This is a genomic window from Pseudomonas sp. RIT411, assembly GCF_003057735.2.
Lineage (GTDB): Bacteria > Pseudomonadota > Gammaproteobacteria > Pseudomonadales > Pseudomonadaceae > Chryseomonas > Chryseomonas oryzihabitans.
Map to the genome: position 1 here is coordinate 307,975 of NZ_QBIZ02000002.1, position 19,804 is coordinate 327,778.

At 67.2% G+C, this 19,804-nt stretch carries 19 protein-coding genes; 9 read left to right on the forward strand and 10 right to left on the reverse strand.

The features are described from left to right. Window positions 1–225 precede the first annotated feature (225 nt). Together DBY63_RS04135 and DBY63_RS04140 are read left to right on the forward strand one after the other, a co-directional pair. Window positions 226–1,128, forward strand: a complete 903-nt coding sequence (locus DBY63_RS04135; protein WP_027597001.1) for a DMT family transporter — start codon at window positions 226–228, stop codon at window positions 1,126–1,128. A gap of 22 nt (window positions 1,129–1,150) precedes the next feature. Next, window positions 1,151–2,047, forward strand: coding sequence for a DMT family transporter (locus DBY63_RS04140; protein ID WP_027597000.1), 897 nt, complete (start codon window positions 1,151–1,153; stop codon window positions 2,045–2,047). 16 nt (window positions 2,048–2,063) lie between these two features. Here the strand turns inward: DBY63_RS04140 and DBY63_RS04145 are convergent, their stop codons facing one another. The 3 genes from DBY63_RS04145 to paoA are packed head-to-tail and all read right to left on the reverse strand — an operon-like array spanning window position 2,064 to window position 5,942. Further along, window positions 2,064–4,286, reverse strand: a complete 2,223-nt coding sequence (locus DBY63_RS04145; RefSeq protein ID WP_108581325.1) for a xanthine dehydrogenase family protein molybdopterin-binding subunit — start codon at window positions 4,284–4,286, stop codon at window positions 2,064–2,066. Between the two features lie 10 nt (window positions 4,287–4,296). Continuing rightward, on the reverse strand, window positions 4,297–5,277 hold the full coding sequence (locus DBY63_RS04150) for a xanthine dehydrogenase family protein subunit M (protein WP_027596998.1): 981 nt from the start codon (window positions 5,275–5,277) through the stop codon (window positions 4,297–4,299). Beyond that, entirely contained in the window at window positions 5,274–5,942 is a 669-nt protein-coding gene (gene paoA / locus DBY63_RS04155; RefSeq protein ID WP_027602642.1) for an aldehyde dehydrogenase iron-sulfur subunit PaoA, read from the reverse strand. The genes DBY63_RS04150 and paoA overlap by 4 nt, the downstream gene beginning before the upstream one ends. Window positions 5,943–6,260: 318 nt before the next feature. Between paoA and DBY63_RS04160 the strand changes: the two genes are divergently transcribed. From DBY63_RS04160 to DBY63_RS04170, 3 genes are read left to right on the forward strand one after another with little or no spacing between them, the layout of a single operon-like run. Continuing rightward, a complete protein-coding gene (locus DBY63_RS04160; RefSeq protein WP_007159316.1) occupies window positions 6,261–6,791 on the forward strand; it encodes a (2Fe-2S)-binding protein in 531 nt (176 codons plus the stop codon). After that, a complete protein-coding gene (locus DBY63_RS04165; protein WP_108581326.1) occupies window positions 6,788–7,774 on the forward strand; it encodes a xanthine dehydrogenase family protein subunit M in 987 nt (328 codons plus the stop codon). The genes DBY63_RS04160 and DBY63_RS04165 overlap by 4 nt, the downstream gene beginning before the upstream one ends. After that, the gene (locus tag DBY63_RS04170; protein WP_108581327.1) at window positions 7,771–9,996 is read left to right on the forward strand and encodes a xanthine dehydrogenase family protein molybdopterin-binding subunit; all 2,226 of its coding nucleotides are present in this window, start codon (window positions 7,771–7,773) and stop codon (window positions 9,994–9,996) included. Before DBY63_RS04165 ends, DBY63_RS04170 begins: the two co-directional genes overlap by 4 nt. A 237-nt stretch (window positions 9,997–10,233) precedes the next feature. Here the strand turns inward: DBY63_RS04170 and DBY63_RS04175 are convergent, their stop codons facing one another. From DBY63_RS04175 to purM, 4 genes are all read right to left on the reverse strand, one after another. Beyond that, window positions 10,234–10,413 (reverse strand): hypothetical protein, encoded by a 180-nt coding sequence (locus DBY63_RS04175; RefSeq protein WP_007159313.1) that lies wholly within the window; start codon window positions 10,411–10,413, stop codon window positions 10,234–10,236. A 350-nt stretch (window positions 10,414–10,763) separates the two neighbouring features. Next, a complete protein-coding gene (locus DBY63_RS04180; RefSeq protein ID WP_027596994.1) occupies window positions 10,764–11,477 on the reverse strand; it encodes a DUF3108 domain-containing protein in 714 nt (237 codons plus the stop codon). A 15-nt stretch (window positions 11,478–11,492) separates the two neighbouring features. Further along, entirely contained in the window at window positions 11,493–12,161 is a 669-nt protein-coding gene (gene purN, locus DBY63_RS04185) for a phosphoribosylglycinamide formyltransferase (protein WP_108581328.1), read from the reverse strand. Next, window positions 12,158–13,219, reverse strand: coding sequence for a phosphoribosylformylglycinamidine cyclo-ligase (gene purM, locus DBY63_RS04190; RefSeq protein ID WP_108581329.1), 1,062 nt, complete (start codon window positions 13,217–13,219; stop codon window positions 12,158–12,160). Before purM ends, purN begins: the two co-directional genes overlap by 4 nt. 285 nt (window positions 13,220–13,504) lie before the next feature. Here purM and DBY63_RS04195 point away from each other — a divergent pair, with 285 nt between their 5' ends. Further along, window positions 13,505–14,584 carry a DUF2066 domain-containing protein gene (locus DBY63_RS04195; RefSeq protein ID WP_108581330.1) on the forward strand — a complete coding sequence of 360 codons (1,080 nt, stop codon included), beginning with the start codon at window positions 13,505–13,507 and terminating at the stop codon, window positions 14,582–14,584. Between the two features lie 97 nt (window positions 14,585–14,681). Beyond that, on the forward strand, window positions 14,682–15,386 hold the full coding sequence (gene hda / locus DBY63_RS04200; RefSeq protein ID WP_017638945.1) for a DnaA regulatory inactivator Hda: 705 nt from the start codon (window positions 14,682–14,684) through the stop codon (window positions 15,384–15,386). 18 nt (window positions 15,387–15,404) lie between these two features. Here the strand turns inward: hda and wrbA are convergent, their stop codons facing one another. Beyond that, on the reverse strand, window positions 15,405–16,007 hold the full coding sequence (gene wrbA / locus DBY63_RS04205; RefSeq protein WP_108581331.1) for an NAD(P)H:quinone oxidoreductase: 603 nt from the start codon (window positions 16,005–16,007) through the stop codon (window positions 15,405–15,407). Continuing rightward, window positions 16,004–16,357, reverse strand: a complete 354-nt coding sequence (gene arsC, locus DBY63_RS04210) for an arsenate reductase (glutaredoxin) (RefSeq protein ID WP_007159306.1) — start codon at window positions 16,355–16,357, stop codon at window positions 16,004–16,006. Before arsC ends, wrbA begins: the two co-directional genes overlap by 4 nt. A gap of 91 nt (window positions 16,358–16,448) precedes the next feature. On the opposite strand from arsC, the gene DBY63_RS04215 reads away from it, so the two are divergent. Beyond that, the gene (locus DBY63_RS04215) at window positions 16,449–17,699 is read left to right on the forward strand and encodes a YihY family inner membrane protein (protein WP_027602651.1); all 1,251 of its coding nucleotides are present in this window, start codon (window positions 16,449–16,451) and stop codon (window positions 17,697–17,699) included. Beyond that, window positions 17,699–17,983 (forward strand): acylphosphatase, encoded by a 285-nt coding sequence (locus DBY63_RS04220; RefSeq protein ID WP_108581434.1) that lies wholly within the window; start codon window positions 17,699–17,701, stop codon window positions 17,981–17,983. Before DBY63_RS04215 ends, DBY63_RS04220 begins: the two co-directional genes overlap by 1 nt. A 16-nt stretch (window positions 17,984–17,999) precedes the next feature. Here DBY63_RS04220 and DBY63_RS04225 read toward each other — a convergent pair whose 3' ends face one another. After that, window positions 18,000–19,706: a proline--tRNA ligase gene (locus tag DBY63_RS04225; protein ID WP_027596987.1), complete on the reverse strand. Its 1,707-nt coding sequence runs from the start codon at window positions 19,704–19,706 to the stop codon at window positions 18,000–18,002. Between the last annotated feature and the right edge of the window lie 98 nt (window positions 19,707–19,804).

Here is a 19,804-nt window from a genome sequence, read left to right on the forward strand (position 1 = left end):
GGTCATGCTGCGTTAAAAACCGGCTGGATCGCCAGCCCGGTCGGAATACTCATTTACCACTCGTAAACTCCGCTTGCTCACCGATTTTTGCCTTGCCTGACCTTCGCTCGGCGACTTCTCAGACAAGCCTTAGTTTTCCTGAGCCTGACGCCCATTAAACATCGTTTGTCTGACCTGTTCAGCCACCTTCACCATGCAGGCTCACTTTTTCCTGGAGCGACGCTCATGCGCAAGGAGCTGGATCTCCCCGCCGTGCTGGTCATGCTGGTGCTCTGCCTGGTCTGGGGCCTGCAGCAGACGGCGATCAAGGCCATCGCCGAGCAGGTGGATCCCCTGCTGCAGATCGGCTGGCGCTCGCTGCTGGCGGCCGGGCTGCTCTATGGCCTGGCGCGCTGGCGCGGCATCCGCTGCCTGGGCCGCGACCAGACGCTGCTTCCCGGGCTGCTCGCCGGGTCGCTGTTCGCCCTGGAATTCCTCTGCATGGCGGTCGGCCTGAAATACACCAGCGCCGCGCACATGGTGGTGTTCATCTACACGGCGCCGCTGTTCGCCGCCTGCGGCCTGCACTGGCTGGTGCCCGGGGAGCGGCTGTCGGGGCGGCAGTGGCTGGGCATGCTGCTGGCGGCCACTGGGGTGGTCTGCGCCTTTCTGATCGGCAAGCCGAGCGGCGGCACCAGCTGGCTGGGCGATCTGATCGGTCTGGCTGGCGGCGCCGCCTGGGGCGCCACCACGGTGCTGATCCGCCGCAGTGCCCTGGCCGAGGCGCCGCCGCTGCGCACCCTGTTCTATCAACTCGGGGTGACCGGGGTGGTGCTGCTGGCGCTGGCCCTGCCGCTCGGCAAGCGCCTGGATCTGGCCGGGCTGGATTCCCTGGCCTGGTCGAGTCTGGCCTTCCAGGTGTTCATCGTCGCCGGCATCAGCCTGCTGGGCTGGTTCGTACTGCTCAGTCGCTATCGCGCGGCGCCCCTGGGCGTGCTGACCCTGCTGACGCCGCTGTTCGGTGTGCTGATGGGCGTCTGGCTGCTGGGCGAGACCCCGGGACCGGGATTTCTCGCCGGCGCGGCCCTGGTGCTCAGCGGGCTGCTGATCGTCAGCTATCCTTCCCGCTCGCGAGTCGCGTCCCGCTGACTCGCCTGGCCCTGAGCATCCGATGTCGTCCACCTCGCTGAATCCCTGGTTGCTGCGCCTCATTCCCCTGGTGTTCCTGGCCCTGTGGTCCGCCGGCTTCGCCGTGTCCAAGGTAGGTCTGGCCTATGCGCCGCCCTTCACCCTGCTGGCGATGCGCTATGCGCTGGCCTTCAGCGTGCTGCTGGTGGCTTTCCTGGTCCTGCGTCCCCCGCTGCCACGAACGCGGCGGGAATGGGCGAATCTCGCCGTGGTGGGCTTTCTGATCCAGGGCGTCTATTTCGGCATGAGCTATGGCGCCCTGGTGCTGGGCGCCTCGGCCAACGTGGTGGCCATGGTGGCCTCGCTGCAGCCGATCCTGGTGGCCCTGGGCGCGCCCCTGCTGGTCGGTGAGCGGGTGACGCCGCTGCAATGGCTGGGGCTGGCCCTGGGGCTGCTCGGCGCCATCGGGGTGATCCTGGCCCGGGCCAGCGTCGCCGTGGAGTCCGTCCCGGGCATCTTCCTGGCGGTCGGCGCGCTGCTGGGCATGACCAGCGCCGTGCTCTACGAAAAGCGCCTGGGCGTGGCCCAGCATCCGGTCACCAACAACCTGGTGCAGTACAGCGTCGGCCTGGTCTGCTGCGCGCCGGTGGCGCTGCTGTTCGAGCACAATCCGGTGCACTGGGCGCCGGCCTTCATCGGCGCCCTGGCCTACCTGGTGCTGGCCAACTCGCTCCTGGCCATCAGCCTGCTGGTGTGGATGATCCGCGCCGGCGAGGCGGCGCGGGTCAGTGCGCTGTTCTTTTGCGTGCCGCCGGGCGCCGCCCTGAGCGCCTGGCTACTGCTCGGCGAGACCCTGCCGCCGCTGGCCTGGGTGGCCATGGTGATCGCCATCGGTGGGGTGCTGCTGGCGACACGGGCCGGGGGCAAGGCGGCGCGCTGAACCGCGCCGCCCGCCGTCAGGCCGTCTTCAGCCCGGCCAGCACCTTGTCCACCGTCAGCGGATAATCGCGGATGCGCACCCCGCAGGCGTTGTAGACGGCGTTGGTGAGCGCGGCCCCGGCGCCGCAGATCCCCAGTTCGCCGACGCCCTTGATCTTCAGCGGATTGGCCTTGTCGTCCACTTCCGGCAGGAAATGGGCTTCGATGGCGGGAATGTCCAGGTGGCAGGGGTAGTGGTAGTCGGCCAGGTCATGGTTGACGAAATGCCCGTGGCGAACGTCGATCACCCCGTCTTCGTGCAAGGCGCTGCCCACCCCCCAGATCATCCCGCCAAGCATCTGCGAATGGGCGGTCTTCTCATTGAGGATGCGGCCCGCGGCGAACACCCCGAGCATGCGCCGCAGGCGGATCTCGCCGGTGAGGGCGTGCACCCCCACCTCGGCGAAGAAGGCGCCGTAGCCCTGCTGGGAATAGTCCTTGAGGGTCTGGCCCGGCTTGATCTCGCCGATGGCCTGGAGATCGTGCTGGCGCGCCAGTTCGGCGAGGTCGCGACTGCCGTTGTCGGCGATCAGCCGACCACCGACGAAGCGGGCACTGGCCGGATCCAGGCCCGCCGCCTCTGCCGCCTTCAGCCGTAGATTCTCGCAGGCGACATAGACCGAGGAACCGGAACTGGCGGCGCCAAAGGAGCCACCCGACCCGGCTCCGGCCGGGTCGTCGCTGTCGCCCAGCAGCACCTTGACCCGCTCCACCGGCAAGCCGAGGGACTCGCCGGCGATCTGCGCCAGGATGGTGTAGGTCCCGGTGCCGATGTCGGTCATGGAGGTCTTGACCGTGGCCGAGCCATCGGCTTCCAGACGCACCCCGGCCTGGGACGGCCTGAGCATGTTGGCGCGACTGGCTGCCGCCATACCCATGCCGATCAGCCAGTCGCCCTCGCGCACCTGGCCGGGCGTGGCCTTGCGCTGGCTCCAGCCAAAGCGGCGGGCGCCGTCCTGCATGCACTCCACCAACTTGCGGGAAGAGAAGGGGATGTGCTTTTCCGGATCCTGGCTGGGCTCGTTGCGGATGCGCAGCTCGATGGGATCGAGACCGAGCATGACCGCCAGCTCGTCCATGGCGCCTTCGCTGGCGAGCATGCCCACGGCTTCGCCGGGCGCCCGGCAGGAGCCGGACTCGGGCAGATCCAGCTCGACCATGCGGTGCGCCACCAGGCGGTCGTCGCCAGCATAGAGGGTGCGCGAAGACAGGCCGGTGGGTTCGTAGTAGGTGAGGCCGCGGGCGGAATGGGACCAGCCTTCATGGGCCATCGCCTGGATACGGCCCTCGCGGTCGGCGCCCAGGCGGATGCGCTGGATGGTGGCCGAGCGATGGTCGGTGATCTGGAACATCTGCTGGCGGGTAAGGGTGACCTTGACCGGCCGGCCGATGGCGCGAGCGGCCATGGCGCCGATCAGGGCGTCGGCATAGATCGGCAACTTGCCACCGAAGCCACCACCGATATAGCGCGCCACGATGCGCACGTTTTCCTTGGGCAGCTGCAGGGTATTGGCCACGCAACTCTGCGCCTGCTCGACGAACTGGGTGGAGCAATAGATGGTCACCCGGTCGCCGTCCCACTGGGCGAGGCTGGCGTGGGGCTCCATCTGCGCATGGATGTGGTAGGGCGTGGTATAGCGCTCGTCGAGCTTGATCGGCGCCCGGGCAAAGGCGGCGTCGACATCGCCCGAGGCGGTATCGGTGGGCTGATCGGCATCCGGCGGCTTGACCGCCTGGCCGAGGTTGGCGGCGAGATCGAAGACGCCCGGTTCGGCCGCGTAGTCGATCTCCACCAGAGCCGCTGCCAGGCGCGCCTCCTCGAAGGTCTCGGCCACCACGAAGGCCACCGGCTCGCCGAAATAGCGCACCTGGTCGCTGTCGAGGTAGGGCTTGGGCCGGGTGAAGCGACCGCTGTTCTCCGGCTCGCGGGCGGCCTGGCGCGGCGCGTTGCGATAGGTCAGCACGCTGAGCACGCCCGGCGCGCCCTCCGCGGCCGAGGTGTCCAGCCGGCTGATGCGGCCCTTGGCGATGGTGGCCCCGACGATGAAGCCGTAGGCCACGCGATCGTTGCGGAATTCGAAGCTGTAGGGCGCCTGGCCGGTGACCTTGAGCAGGCCGTCGACGCGGTCGATGGGCTTGCCGATCAGGCCGCCGCGATTCTCGTCGATCAGGTTGCGGCCGGCGGGTTCATTCATTTCCATGCTGCTGTCCTCAGGCCTGTTGGCGAGCGTCGGCCACGCCGGCGCGCAGGATGCGGCGGGTCAGCTCGAGCTTGAAGTCGTTGTGGCCATAGCCACGGGCACCGGCGAGCAGGGCATCGCCCACGGCCGCCAGATCGCTGTCCACGGCCTGGCCGGCAAAGGCCTGGTCGGCCGCCGCCACCCGCCAGGGCTTGTGCGCCAGGCCGCCGAAGGCCGCCCGACCGCTGCGGATGCGCGGGCCGTCCAGCTCGACGATGGCGGCCATGGACACCAGGGCGAATGCATAGGAGGCACGGTCGCGCACCTTGCGATAGACCTGGATGCCGGGCGGTGGCGGCGGCAGGGTCACGGCGGTGATGAGTTCGCCGGGTTGCAGCACCGTCTCGATCTGCGGGGTGTCCCCGGGCAGGCGATGGAAATCGGCGAGGGGGATGCGCCGGGTGCGGCCATTGGCTTCGCGGGTCTCTACCGTGGCGTCCAGCACCCGCATGGCCACCGCCATGTCGGAGGGGTGCACGGCGATGCACTGATCGCTGGCGCCGATCACCGCGTTCATGCGATTGAAGCCGCCCAGGGCCGCGCAACCACTGCCGGGCTGGCGTTTGTTGCAGGGCATGGCGGTGTTGTAGAAGTAGGAGCAGCGGGTGCGCTGCAGGAGGTTGCCGCCGGTGGTGGCCTTGTTGCGTAACTGCGCCGAGGCACCGGCCAGCAGCGCGCGGGAGAGCACCGGATAGCGTTCGCGCACCCGGGCATCGGCGGCCAGGGTGGAGTTGCGCACCAGAGTACCGATGCGCAGGCCGCCATCCGCGGTGGCGCTGATCTGGTCCAGCTGCAGGCGATTGATGTCCAGCACCTGGCTGGGGGTCTCGATCTCCAGCTTCATCAGGTCCAGCAGATTGGTGCCGCCGGCGATGAAGCGACTGCCGGCCCGCGCACCCTGGCGGCTGGCATCGGCTTCGGTCTGCACGCGCTGATAGTCGAAGACTCTCATGCCTGGCCCCCCGCCATCTGGATGGCCGCGACGATGTTGGGATAGGCACTGCAGCGGCAGAGATTGCCGCTCATGCGCTCGCGGATCTCTTCCTCGCTCAGCCGCATCGGTCCGTCGAGGCGCTTCGAGACGTGACTGGGCATGCCGGCCTTGACCTCGTCCAGCAGGGCCACCGCCGAGCAGATCTGCCCCGGGGTGCAATAGCCGCACTGGAAACCGTCCTTGGCCAGGAAGGCCGCCTGCATGGGATGCAGGCGCTCGGCGTTGCCCAGGCCCTCGATGGTGGTGATGGTGTCGCCTTCGTGCATGGCCGCCAGGCTCAGGCAGCTGTTGATGCGCTGGCCGTTCACCAGCACCGTGCAGGCGCCGCACTGGCCATGGTCGCAGCCTTTCTTGGTGCCGGTGAGGTGCAGGTTCTCGCGCAGCGCATCGAGCAGGGTGGTGCGGCTGTCGACCCGGAGCCGGCGCGCCTCGCCATTGATCTGCAGGGTCAGCGGCAGCAGTTGCGGCAGGCGGGCGGCGATGGCCTGGGGCGTCAGGGGCGCGCCACCGCTGGCCTGGGCGAAGCCATAGCCGGGTATGGCGCTGGTCGCTACCAGCACCGCGGAGGTGCCGAGGAACTGACGCCGGGACAGGCGCCAGCGTGCATCGGAGTCGGAAGCCATGGTCGGATTCTCATCGTTGGGGGCACATCACGGGAGTTCTGATGACTGCCCCAGAACCTATGGGGTTCAGGCCACTGGGCCGCTGGCGTAGCGAAGCGCCATACCAGATGTGTCCTGACCAGGGCGAAACCCTCTGACACGGGCTTTCCAACGCTTCGCTGAACAACCTTCAACGTGACGTTGAATACCGCTGGGCAGGGGTGCTGAACCGCTTCCGGTCGGGCGCAGTCCCTTACCTGAGGTGGCCTTTCGCTGTCACCGCCTGATTCCGACCACGGGGGCAATCTGCACCCCGCGGCTTTAACCGTGAGGTCCGCCATGAACGCCACCCCCGCGCGCCAGCTCCAGCCCCTGGCCGAACCCGAGTCCCATACCATCGCCCTGACCCTCAACGGCAAGCAGCTGCAGCTGGCCGTGGAGCCCTGGACCACGCTGCTCGATCTCTTGCGCGACCACCTCGATCTGACCGGTACCAAGAAGGGCTGCGATCACGGGCAGTGCGGCGCCTGCACCGTGCTGGTCAACGGCACCCGCATCAACAGCTGCCTGGCCCTGGCGGTCATGCAGGACGGCGCCGAGGTCACCACCATCGAGGGCCTGGCCCAGGGCGACCAGTTGCACCCCATGCAGGCCGCCTTCGTCGCCGAAGACGCCTTCCAGTGCGGCTATTGCACCCCGGGGCAGATCTGCTCGGCGATCGGCATGCTCAAGGAGGGCCATGCCCACAGCGAGGCCGAGGTGGCCGAGCAGATGAGCGGCAACCTCTGCCGCTGCGGCGCCTATCGCAACATCCGCGCCGCCATCGAGCGGGCGCGTCCGGATTGTCAGCAAGGGGAGGGCCGCGAATGAACCGCTTCGGTTATGCCAAGCCCAACGCCGTGCCCGACGCCATCCGCCAGCATGGCCCCCAGACCCATTTCATCGCCGGTGGCACCAACCTGCTGGATCTGATGAAGGAAAACGTCGAGCGCCCCGAGCAGCTGATCGACGTCAACGGCCTACCCCTGCGCGAGGTCGAGACCACCGCCGAAGGCGGTCTGCGCATCGGTGCCCTGGTCAAGAACGCCGAGGTCGCCTATCACCCCGAGGTACAGCGGCGCTATCCGCTGCTGGCCAAGGCGATCCTCGCCGGCGCCTCGCCGCAACTGCGCAACATGGCCTCCACTGGCGGCAACCTGCTGCAGCGTACCCGCTGCTACTACTTCTACGACGTGGGCACCCCCTGCAACAAGCGTGAGCCCGGCTCCGGCTGCGGTGCCCGCGAAGGCCAGAATCGCATCCACGCCATCCTCGGCCACAGCGGGCAGTGCATCGCCACCCATCCCTCGGACATGTGCGTGGCCCTGGCCGCGCTGGAAGCCCGGGTCGAGGTAAGCGGTCCGAACGGCGAGCGCGTCATCGACTTCGCCGACTTCCATCGACTGCCCGGCGACACCCCCGAGCGCGATACCAACCTCGCCGCCGATGAACTCATCACCGCCGTGACCCTGCCGGCCGACAGCCTGGCGGCCAACAGCGCCTACCTGAAGATTCGCGACCGCGCCTCCTATGCCTTCGCCCTGGTCTCGGTGGCAGCCGCGCTGGAACTGGACGGCGAGCGCATCAAGCAGGTCCGCGTCGCCCTGGGCGGCGTGGCCCACAAACCCTGGCGTCTGCCAGAAGCCGAGCAGGCCGTCGTCGGTCAGATGGCGGACAAGGCGGCCTTTGGCCACTTGGCCGATCGCCTGCTGCAGGGCGCCCAGGGCTTCGCCCACAACAGCTTCAAGATCGAACTGGCCCGGCGCGCCATCGTGCGTGCCCTTACCGAAGCCGCCGGAGGTACCCTGCAATGACCGTCGTCCATCTGCAAAAAGCCGTTCCCCGCGTCGACGGTCCGCTCAAGGTCACCGGCCGGGCGCTCTATGCGGGCGAATTCAGCGTCCCTGATCTGGCCTTCGGCTTCGTGGTCAATGCCACCATCACCAAGGGTCGCCTGCTCGACCTGGACGTCAGCGAAGCCCTGGCCCAGCCGGGTGTGCTCGAGGTGCTCAGCCATCTCAACCGACCCAAGATGGCCAGCTACGACGAGAGCTACACCGACATGGACGCGGCCGACGGCAAGCCCTTCCGGCCGCTGTACAACGATCGCATCCTCTACAGCGGCCAGCCCATCGCCCTGGTGGTGGCCGAGACCTTCGAAGCCGCGCGCCACGCCGCCTCGCTGATCCGGGCCCAGTACAGCGAGGAAGACCATGCCACCGACCTGGCCCAGGCCCGCAGCCAGGCCCACGAAGCGCCCATGGAATTGCCGGACAACCGCGGCGACGCCTCGGCGGCCTGGGCCGCGGCGCCCGTACGGATCGAGGCCGAGTACCACTCCGCGGCGGAATTCCACAACCCCATGGAGATGCATGCCTCGACCGTCATCTACCACAAGGACGGCAAGCTGACTGTGCATGACAAGACCCAGGGCGTGCAGAACAGCGCCCAGTTCGTCAGCAACATCTTCGGCCTGGGCGAGGGTGACGTGAAGGTCATCTCGCCCTTCGTCGGCGGCGCCTTCGGCTCCGGTCTGCGTCCCCAGTACCAGCTGGTGCTGGCGACCATGGCCGCGCTGCAACTCAAGCGCTCGGTGCGGGTGACCCTGACCCGCCAGCAGATGTTCACCTTCGGCTATCGCCCCGAGACCTACCAGCAACTCAAGCTGGCCTGCGACAGCGACGGCAAGCTGCAGGCCATCGATCACAGCGCCCTGGGCATCACCTCGCGCTTCGAGGACTTCACCGAAATGGTGCTGGTCTGGTCGGCGTCGCTTTATGCCTGCCCCAACGTCAAGCTGGCCTATCAACTGGCCGCGCTGGACGTCTACACCCCCCTGGACATGCGCGCCCCGGGCGCGGTGCTGGGTGTCTATGCGCTGGAAAGCGCCATGGACGAACTGGCCTATGCTGCCGACATCGATCCGCTGGAATTGCGCATCCGCAATTTCACCGACACCGATCCGGCCAAGGGCAAGCCCTATTCCAGCAAGGAACTGCTGGCGTGCTACCGCCAGGCCGCCGAGCGGTTCGGCTGGGAGCAGCGCAGCATGGCGCCACGCTCCATGCGCGACGGCAACCAGCTGGTGGGCTGGGGCATGGCCACCGGGGTCTGGGAAGCCATGCAGCAACCCGCCACCGCCAAGGCGGTGATGAACATCGACGGCAGCCTGGTGGTGGCCAGTGCCACCTCCGACATCGGCACCGGCACCTACACGGTGATGACCCAGATCGCCGCCGAAAACCTCGGCCTGCCGCTGGACAAGGTCACCTTCAAGCTGGGCGATTCCACCCTGCCCAAAGCGCCGCTGGAAGGTGGTTCCTTCACCGTCTCCTCGGTGGGCACCGCGGTGAAACTGGCCTGCGACCAGCTGCGCCAGCAACTGCTGGATGCGGCCAAGGAGATGGACGACTCGCCGCTGGCCAAGGCCGAACTGGACCAGGTGGTGTTCGCCGATGGCGGCATCAGCCTCAAGACCGACCCGGCCCAGCGCGTCGACTTCACCGCCATCCTCAAGGCCTCTGGCTCGCCGTCCATGGAAACCCTGGCCAGCGCCGAACCGGCGGAGGGGCGCGACGACTACGCCACCGGTACCCACTCGGCGGTGTTCGTCGAGGTCAAGGTCGACGAAGACTTCGGCAGCGTCCAGGTCAGTCGCGTGGTCACCGCCGTGGCCGCGGGTCGCATACTGAACCTCAAGACCGGCGAGAACCAGGTGGCCGGCGGCATCGTCTGGGGTATCGGCATGGGCCTGCAGGAAGAGGGAATGATGGATACCTCCGAAGGTCGCTGGATGAATCACAGTCTCGCCGAGTACCACTTCCCGGTGCAGGCGGACATCCAGCAGCTGGAGGTGATCTTCGTTGAAGAGAAGGACGAGATCGTTAATCCGCTGGGCGCCAAGGGTATCGGCGAGATCGGTATCGTCGGGGTGGCGGCCGCCATTGCCAACGCCATCTTCCACGCCACCGGCAAGCGCGTACGCGATCTGCCCATCACCCTGGACAAGGTATTCGCCGACGAGTTGGTGCACTAGGACGAGGTTGGGGCCATGTTGGGCTCCGACGATAAAGCTCCCCGCGCTGAACCACCCCCTCTCCCTCTGGGAGAGGGTTGGGGTGAGGGGAACCAAACATACCGCTGGACCAGGTGACGTTGGACTTCACTCCGCTCAACCCAACCTACCCCAACCCGTCGCTACTCCCTGAAACGAAAAAGGCCCGCCTCCAAGAGGCGGGCCTTTTTCAGGCAGTCGGTAAAAAGATCCTTCGACTCACTCGGCGTGCGACGCGCCTTCGTGTTCGATCTGCTCCTTGTATTCCAGGGCAGCGGCTTCGCTCTGGTAGACGCCGACCAGTTCCCCTTCCTGCTTCACGTCCCACAGATGCATGCCCAGGCCACGGGCTTCGCGGGACATATGGTCTTCGTCACGTTCGGTTACGGTAATGGTCATGCTGAATCTCCTTGGTCGAGCCCGCGCTACGGCAGGGCTTGAAAACCCATACTAGAGCGTTTCGCTTCCGGACCAAGGCGTATCTCGGCAACAAGTCGTTACAATTTCTGCGACAATCTGTCGCGCTTGCGGTTGTCGTCTCGCGGCGTTGGTATCGCGGCCATGGGCCGCTCCTACACCTTTATGGATTTTGTAGGAGCGGCCCATGGCCGCGATAGGAGAAGAGGCACACTGCCTGAAGAAGGCTGCTGGATACCCACTCGCCTGTCACCAGGGGCAGCCATCACACCTGCGTGGGCGCATAAAAGAAAACGCCCTCCGAAGAGGGCGTTTTTTGCCCGCAGACCAGATCAGTTGGCGCCCTTCACCGTGCGCCCATTGACCGTGCCTTCCTTGAGGCTGGTCTGGTATTCCTTGCCGTCGCTCTCCTGCTGGTAGAGACGCACCAGCAGATAGTCCCAGTCCTTGGCGAACCACAGCTCGGTCTTGCGGCTGCTCTTGGTCGGGTCGCGCACGCGCTCGACCTTGATGGTGTCGAGCAGGCCCAGCGGGGTGCGGATGCGCTCCGGGCCGATGACGCGGAAGTCATAGGTGTCGATGCTGTCGCCGTCGACGATCTGGTAGCTCATGCTCTTCTTGCCGTCGGCCACGTCCTGCTGCAGCTTGAGCTGGTAGGTGGACTTGTCCAGCAGACCGCGATCCAGGGTCAGGCTGACCGGATCATCCTTGTCCTTGCCGGTGACCTTCTTGCCGGCCCAGTCGAAGGTCAGCTCGCTTTCGCGGCTCTTGCCCAGGCCGCTGCGCTTGTACTGGTAGGTATCCGGCAGAAAGGCCTCGCCTTCGCGGCGGAAGGTGCTGGATTCGTTGAGGCCGGCGACCAGCATGGAGGCTTCGAACTTCAGCTCCCAGCGGCCATCGGCTTCCTTCTGCAACGAGCGCTCGGCCGAGCCGCTGACCGGCATCTGCTTCCAGTCGGCGGTGTAGCTGGCCGTGAACGGCTGCAGGTCGAAGGCAAAGGCCGAGGCGCTGCAGAGGGTGGCCAATAGGAACAACAGACGTCGCATCAGTTTCTCCTTGGATCAGGAAGGGGAGGCCACGGCCGTCAGCGACGGCAACTCGGCCCCGGTAGGCGGCAGCGCCTCGCCGTCGAGCTCGGCACCCAGGGTACCCAGCCGCAGACGGCCTTCGGCGAACAACCGCACGGCCACAGGATAAAGGAGGTGCTCGGCGGCGTGTACCCGTGTCGCCAGGCTCTCCGCCGTATCTTCGGAACGTACCGGCACCCGCGACTGCAGCACGACCGGACCGCCATCCAGCTCTTCGGTGACGAAGTGCACGCTGCACCCGTGCCAGGCATCGCCGGCATCGAGGGCGCGCTGGTGGGTGTGCAAGCCCTTGTAGAGGGGCAGCAGCGAAGGATGGATATTGAGCAGGCGACCCTGGTAGCGCCGCACGAAGCCCGGCGTGAGGATGCGCATGAAGCCGGCCAGCACCACCAGATCGGCGCCCTGGGCGTCGATGGCGGCCGCCAGGGCCGCATCGAAGCCTTCGCGATCGGCATGCTCGCGGTGATCGATCACCTGGGTGGCGATCCCGGCCTGCCGGGCCCGCTCCAGACCATAGGCCTCGGCGCGGTTGGCGATCACCGCCGCGATCCGCACGGGCGGCGTCGCGGCGTCGATCAGGGCTTGCAGGTTGCTGCCGTGGCCGGAGATGAGCACCACCACGGCGCAGTCGGCTTGACTCATCCGTGCTGTTTCAGATTGTTCAGCACGACCTGGTCGGCGCCTGCGGCGGCCTGTTCGATGCGGCCGATGACCCAGGGTTGCTCACCCTCGGCACGCAGCACCTGCAGGGCGGCTTCGACCTGCTCCTGGGCCACGCAGATGACCATGCCCACGCCGCAGTTCAGCACGCGGTGCATCTCGGTCTCGTCGACGTTGCCCTGCTGCTGCAGCCAGTCGAACACCGCCGGACGCTGCCAGCTGGCCACGTCGAGCACCGCCTGGGCGCCTTCGGGCAGCACGCGCGGGATGTTGTCCAGCAGACCGCCGCCGGTGATGTGGGCCATGGCCTTGACCGTGCCGGTGTCCTTGATCAGCTTGAGCAGCGGCTTGACGTAGATGCGGGTGGGCGCCATCAGCAGCTCGGTCAGCGGCTGGCCGTCGAGCTGGATGTTCTCGATGTCGGCACCGGCCACCTCGATGATCTTGCGGATCAGCGAATAGCCGTTGGAGTGCGGACCGGAGGAGGGCAGGGCGATCAGGGCGTCGCCGGTAGCCACCTTGGAACCGTCGATGATCTCGGACTTCTCCACCACGCCGACGCAGAAGCCGGCCAGGTCGTAGTCTTCGCCTTCGTACATGCCGGGCATCTCGGCGGTCTCGCCGCCCACCAGGGAGCAGCCGGCCTGTTCGCAGCCGGTGCCGATGCCGGTCACTACCTGGGCAGCGACGTCGACGTTGAGCTTGCCGGTGGCGTAGTAGTCGAGGAAGAACAGCGGCTCGGCGCCGCAGACCACCAGGTCGTTGACGCACATGGCGACCAGGTCGATGCCGATGCTGTCGTGCTTGGCCAGGTTCATGGCCAGGCGCAGCTTGGTGCCGACACCGTCGGTGCCGGAGACCAGTACCGGCTGGCGATAGCCTGCCGGGATCTCGCACAGGGCACCGAAGCCCCCCAGGCCGCCCATGACTTCCGGGCGGGCGGTGCGCTTGGCGACGCCCTTGATGCGTTCTACCAGAGCCTCACCGGCGTCGATGTCTACACCGGCGTCCTTGTAGCTCAGCTGGGGTTGTTTGCTCATGAATCCTGGCCTTTGGCTAATGGCGAAACGAGCCGGCTGGCGCCAGCCGGCAATGAGGCGGGCGATTTTACCAGAAGCCGTGCCAAAGCACGCGGCCCGCCGCGGCCTCCGGTCCGGGCGGCGATGGCACCCGGCCAGCCTGCCGTGGTCTGAGCCAGATCGCCTGCCCGTTCGCCGGGCGGGCAGTCTCCGCCGCAACCTTCTGCGCGGCCCGCGACCCAGTGCCCTTGCTCGCGGGTCAGGCGGCTTTTAAGGTATGCCCCTTGCCCCTTCTATGGAATCGCCATGCGCCGTCTCGTCCTTCCGTTGCTCGCTTCGCTGCTGGTCCTGAGTCCGCTCGCCCGCGCCGAGGTGGTGGACAACCTCTACCAGGTCCGCGAGCCGGTGACCTCGCAACAGCCGGACGAGCGTAATGCCGCCCTCAAGCGCGCCCTGCAGGTCCTGGCCGGGCGCCTGACCGGCAACCCCCAGGCCGGCCAGACCCCGGCGCTGGCCAGCGCCCTGGCGGCGCCCGAATCCCTGATCAGCCAGTACGGCTACGACGCCGGTCCGCCGGAGGTGCTGGTGGTCAACTTCGATCCGGCCGCCACCGAGCGGGCCCTGGGTCAGGCGGGTCTCTCGGTATGGGGCGCCAATCGTCCGGTGGTGATGATCTGGTGGCTCAACGACGCCGACAGCGGGGCGACCCTGGTCGGTGACGGCCAGCCCGCCAGCACCGGGGTCCAGCGCGGCGCCCAGCGCGCCGGTCTGCCGATCCGTCTGCCGCTGGCCGACCTCAACGAACAACTCGCCGGCACCGCCGCCAACATCGACGCCAGCGATCCGACCGCCCTGCGCCAGGCCTCCGAGCGCTACGGCGCCAATGCCCTGCTGGCCGTCCACGCCAAACCCCAAGGCAATGGCTGGCAGGCCCAGTGGCGCCTGTGGAACAACGGTGCCGCCGAACAGGGCAGCAGCCAGGCCGCCGATCAGGATGCCCTGGCCGCTGCGGTGCTGCAGGATGTCGCCGCGCGCCTGTCAAAGAAATTCGTCTCCCGCCCGGGCACGACCCAGCCGCTGACCCTGGTGGCCGACAATTCCAACTTCGAACGCTATGCCCAGCTGCAGAAGGTACTGGAGCCCCTGTCGAGCCGGCTGGTCAAGGTCGACGGCACCCAGCTGACCTACGACCTCACCGCCAATCCGGACCAGTTGCAGGCGCAACTCGGTCTTGCCGGTCTGCAGCCCGCTACGGCGCCGGCCGCTCCGGCACCGGCGACCCCGGCTGCACCCGTCGATGCCACGGCTGCTCCGACCCCGCCCGCGGCCCCGCCGGCGTCAGCCGCGCAACCGGCGCGAACCACCCTGTATTTCCGCTGGCCATGAGGGCTGACACCTAAGACTGAAGCGGCTGCTGCGAGGGGCCCGGGATTTGGTTAGACTTGGCGCCCTCGCGAAACTGCCAAGAGCCGTTCGAGCCGGCATGATGCCTTTACAGCTGCCCCTGGGCATTCGTCTGCGTGACGACGCCACCTTCGTCAACTACTACCCTGGCGCCAATGCCGCGGCGCTCGGCTATGTCGAGCGTCTCTGCGATGCCGATGCCGGCTGGACGGAAAGCCTGATCTATCTCTGGGGCGGCGCGGGTGCCGGTCGCAGCCACCTGATGCAGGCCGCCTGTCACCGCCTGGAAGAACTGGGCGAGCGCGCCATCTACCTGCCCATGGGCGAACTGGCCGACTACGGCGTCGAGCTGTTCGACAACCTCGAACAGTGCGAGCTGGTCTGCCTTGACGATCTCGACGCCCTGGCCGGGCAGCGGCGCTGGGAAGAGGCGCTCTTCCATCTGTTCAATCGCCTGCGCGATGCCGGCAAGCGACTGCTGATCTCCAGTACCGCCTCGCCGCGGCAATTGCCGGTGCAGCTGGCCGATCTCAAGTCGCGCCTGACCCTGGCGCTGGTCTTCCAGTTGCGCCCGCTGTCCGACGAAGACAAGCTGCGCGCCCTGCAACTGCGGGCCTCCCGCCGCGGCCTGCACCTGACCGACGAGGTCGGTCGCTTCATCCTCTCGCGCAACACCCGCAGCATGGACGCCCTGTTCGACATGCTTGAACGCCTGGATCAGGCGTCGCTGCAGGCGCGACGCAAGCTCACCATTCCCTTCGTCAAGGAAATCATGGGCTGGTAGCCGCGCCGGCTACCGCTACTACTTCTTCTGCAAGCGACCCGCCAGGGTCGCCAGGCGCTTGCCCAGGGCCCGGCACAGCGCCGTCTCCTGCTCGTCCAGCGCGCGCTTGCCATCCGCCCCGGCGAAATGACTCGGCCCATAGGGCGTACCGCCCCCCTTGGTTTCCAGCAGGGCGCTCTCGCTGTAGGGCAGGCCGGTGATGAGCATGCCGTGGTGCAGCAGCGGCAGGGCCATGGACAGCAGGGTGCTCTCCTGGCCGCCGTGCAGACTGGCGGTGGAGGTGAAGACGCCGGCGGGCTTGTCCACCAGGGCGCCGGTCAGCCAGAGGCTGTTGGTGCCGTCGAGAAAGTACTTCATGGCGGCGGCCATGTTGCCGTAGCGCGTCGGACTGCCCAGGGCGAGGGCCGCGCAATCGCGCAGGTCGTCGAGGGTGGCGTAGACCGCGCCCTGCTCGGGTACCGCCGGGGCGACGGCGGCGCACTCGGCGGAGACCGCCGGCACGGTACGCAGGCGCGCGGCCATGCCGCCCATCTCCACCCCGCGGGCGACCTGACGGGCCATCTCGGCGGTGGCGCCATGGCGGCTGTAGTAGAGCACCAGGACATAGGCTTCGGGGGTCATTGCAGGATCTCCAGGACACGCTCGGGGGGACGACCGACGACGGCGCGTTCGCCGCGCACGGCGATGGGTCTTTCGATCAGCTTGGGATGGGCGGCCATGGCCGCGATCAGGGCTGCGTCGTCCAGCGCCGGATCGGCGAGGTTCAATTCGCGATAGGCGTCCTCGCCGGTGCGCAACAACTGACGCGCTTCCAGGCCCAGCTTGGCGAGCAGCGCGCGCAGGGTGGCGGCATCCGGCGGCGTTTCCAGGTAGGGCACCACGGACACGGCTAGCTCGCGGCTTTGCAGCAGCTCCAGGGCCGCCCGCGATTTCGAGCAGCGCGGATTGTGATAGAGGACGATTTCACTCATGGGCTGATCCATAGAAGGTAAGATGCCCATTGTAGCGGGTTGGCGAGGACTGCCGCGCCAGCCCTTGACCGTGCCTTTCGAGGAACCGCCAATGCCGGCCCGCTTGCGTGAACTGCTGTCCTTCGTTCGCTACCTCGCCGACCGCTTCATCGAAGACCGCGCCCCCAACAATGCCGCGGCTCTCACCTATACCACCCTGTTCGCGGTGGTCCCGGTGATGACCGTCACCTTCGCCATGCTCTCGGCGATACCCGCCTTCCAGGGCACGGAAGTGCAGATCCAGGCCTTCATCTTCCGCAATTTCGTGCCCTCCACCGGGGCGACCCTGGAAGAGTACCTGCGCAACTTCATCGAGCAGGCGCGGCACCTGACCTGGCTGGGCGTGGCCCTCCTGGCGGTGACGTCCTTCTTCATGCTGGTGACGGTGGAAAAGACCTTCAACGACATCTGGCGGGTACGCATTCCGCGGCGCGGGGTCTCCAGCTTCCTGCTCTACTGGGCGGTGCTCAGCCTGGGGCCCCTGCTGCTGGGCGCCGGCTTCGCCATGAGTACCTATCTGGCCTCGGTGGCCCTGGTGTTCGGCTCCTACGGCATGTCCGGCGCCCAGGCACTGCTCAAGGTCACGCCGCTGCTGTTCAGCATCGCCGCCTTCACCCTGATGTATGCCGCCGTGCCCAACACCCGGGTCCCGCTGCGCCACGCGCTGATTGGTGGGGCACTCACCGGGGTGCTGTTCGAGGCGGCCAAGAGTCTGTTCGGCCTCTATGTCTTCTATTTCCCCGGCTACCAGCTGATCTATGGCGCCTTTGCCACGGTGCCGCTGTTCCTGGTGTGGATCTATGTCTGCTGGCTGATCGTGCTGCTCGGCGCGGAGGTGGTCTGCAGCCTGTCCACCACCCATCACTGGCGCCGCGCACCGCTGCCGGCCTTCTTCATCCTGCTCGCCGTGCTGCGCGCTTTCCTGGAACGGCAGCAGAGCGGTTCCAGTCTGCACCTGGGGCGGCTGCACCAGGCGGGCTGGAAGCTGCCGGAGCATGAATGGCATGCGGTGCTGGCGTTCCTGCAGCAGGAACGCCTGGTGTGCCAGAACGACAGCGGCCACTGGGTGCTCTGCCGCGACCTGCATGGCTATGCGCTGCTGGATCTGCTGGATCGCGCGCCCTGGGCACCGCCTGCGCCGGATTGCTGGCCGCCTGCCGAGCGCTTTCCCGGTGACTGGTATCCGCAGTTGCAGGAGGCCTTCGCGCGGCTGCAGGCACAACGTCATGAACTGCTCGCCGGAAGCGTGGCCCAGTGGCTCAAGGTCGCGCCGGTGCTGGAAGAACGAGGAGCCCCGCGATGATGGCAAAATCGGCACGTCATGGCCTGATCAGTGGCTGCGTCCAGGGCGTCTACTATCGCGAGAGCACGCGGCAGGAGGCGCAGCGACTGGGCGTCACCGGCTGGGTGCGGAATCTGGCGGATGGCCGGGTGGAATGCCACCTGGAAGGTTCGGTCGAGGCGCTCGCCCAAATGGAGCTCTGGCTCTGGCAGGGACCGGCAGCGGCCGAGGTGACCGGGGTGGAGCTGGAGGAGGTGGCCTGCGCAGGCCTGACCGACTTCCAGGTCAGGCGCACGGACGCCTGACCTGGAGCGGTAGCCCTCAACGGGCCTTGAGGAAGCCTACGATCTCGGCCAGGGCGACGTTCTGGCTGTCGCTGTCGGTACGGCCCTTGTATTCGACCAGGCCTTCGTTGAGACCGCGCTCACCCACCACCAGGCGATGGGGAATGCCGATCAGCTCCATGTCGGCGAACTTCACGCCAGGGCTGGTCTTCTTGTCACGGTCGTCCAGCAGCACATCGAAGCCGGCGGCCTTCAGCTCGGCATAGAGGCGATCGGTCGCTTCCTTCACCGCGGCATTTTCGTACTTCATTGGCACCAGGGCGATCTGGAAGGGCGCCAGGGCAGCCGGCCAGCGGATACCGCGCTCGTCATGGTTCTGCTCGATGGCGGCGGCGACCACACGGGACACCCCGATGCCGTAGCAGCCCATGGTCAGGGTGGTGGGTTTGCCTTCCTCGCCCAGTACCGACAGCTTCATCGCCTCGCTGTACTTGGTGCCCAGCTGGAAGATATGGCCCACTTCGATGCCGCGCTTGATCACCAGGGTGCCCTGGCCATCGGGGCTCGGATCGCCGGCCACCACGTTGCGCAGATCGGCGACCTGGGGCAGCGGCAGATCACGCTCCCAGTTCACGCCGAAGTAGTGCTTGTCTTCCTGGTTGGCGCCGATGCCGAAATCACTCATCAGGGCGACCGAGCGATCGACGATGCAGGGGATCGACAGATTCATCGGGCCCAGGGAACCGGGGCTGGCGCCGATGGCCGCGCGGATCTCCGGCTCGGTGGCGAACACCAGGGGGCTGGCGACTTCCGGCAGGTTGGCCGCCTTGATCTCGTTGAGTTCGTGATCGCCACGCACCACCAGCGCGACCAGGGTGCCTTCCTCGGCGCCACGCACGACCAGGGTCTTCACGGTCTTTTCGATGGCCAGGCCGAATTTCTCCACCAGATCGGCGATGGTCTTGGTGTCGGGGGTATCGACCAGACGCAATTCCTCGGTGGCGGCGCCGCGCGCGGTTTCCCGCGGCAGGGCCTCGGCCTTCTCGATGTTGGCCGCGTAGTCGGAGCTGTCGCTGAAGGCGATGTCGTCTTCACCGGAGCCGGCCAGCACATGGAATTCGTGGGAACCGCTGCCGCCGATGGAGCCGTTGTCGGCCTGCACCGGACGGAAGTTCAGACCCAGGCGACTGAAGACGTTGCAGTACGCCTGGTACATGGCGTCGTAGGTTTCCTGCAGCGACGCCTGGTTCAGGTGGAAGGAATAGGCGTCCTTCATCACGAACTCGCGGCCGCGCATCAGGCCGAAACGCGGGCGGATCTCGTCGCGGAACTTGGTCTGGATCTGGTACAGGTTGATCGGCAGCTGCTTGTAGCTGTTCAACTCGTTGCGCATCAGGTCGGTGATGACTTCCTCGTGGGTCGGGCCCACGCAGAAATCGCGCTGATGACGGTCCTTCAGGCGCAGCAGCTCGGGGCCGTACTGCTCCCAGCGACCGGACTCCTGCCACAGCTCGGCGGGCTGGATCGCCGGCATCAGCACTTCCAGGGCGCCGGTGGCGTTCATTTCCTCGCGCACCACGGCTTCCACCTTGCGCAGCACGCGCAGGCCCAGCGGCAGCCAGGTATAGAGACCCGAGGCCAGCTTGCGGATCATGCCGGCACGCAGCAGCAGCTGGTGGCTGATCACCACGGCATCGGAAGGGGTTTCTTTGAGGGTGGACAGCAGGAACTGGCTGGTACGCATGGCTAGGCGGTCTGTCGGCATCGAGACGGGACCGGCATTGTACGGCGGGGTGGGGCAGGGCGTACAGGGACGCGGGTGGCGCCGACCGGAGGCCGGAA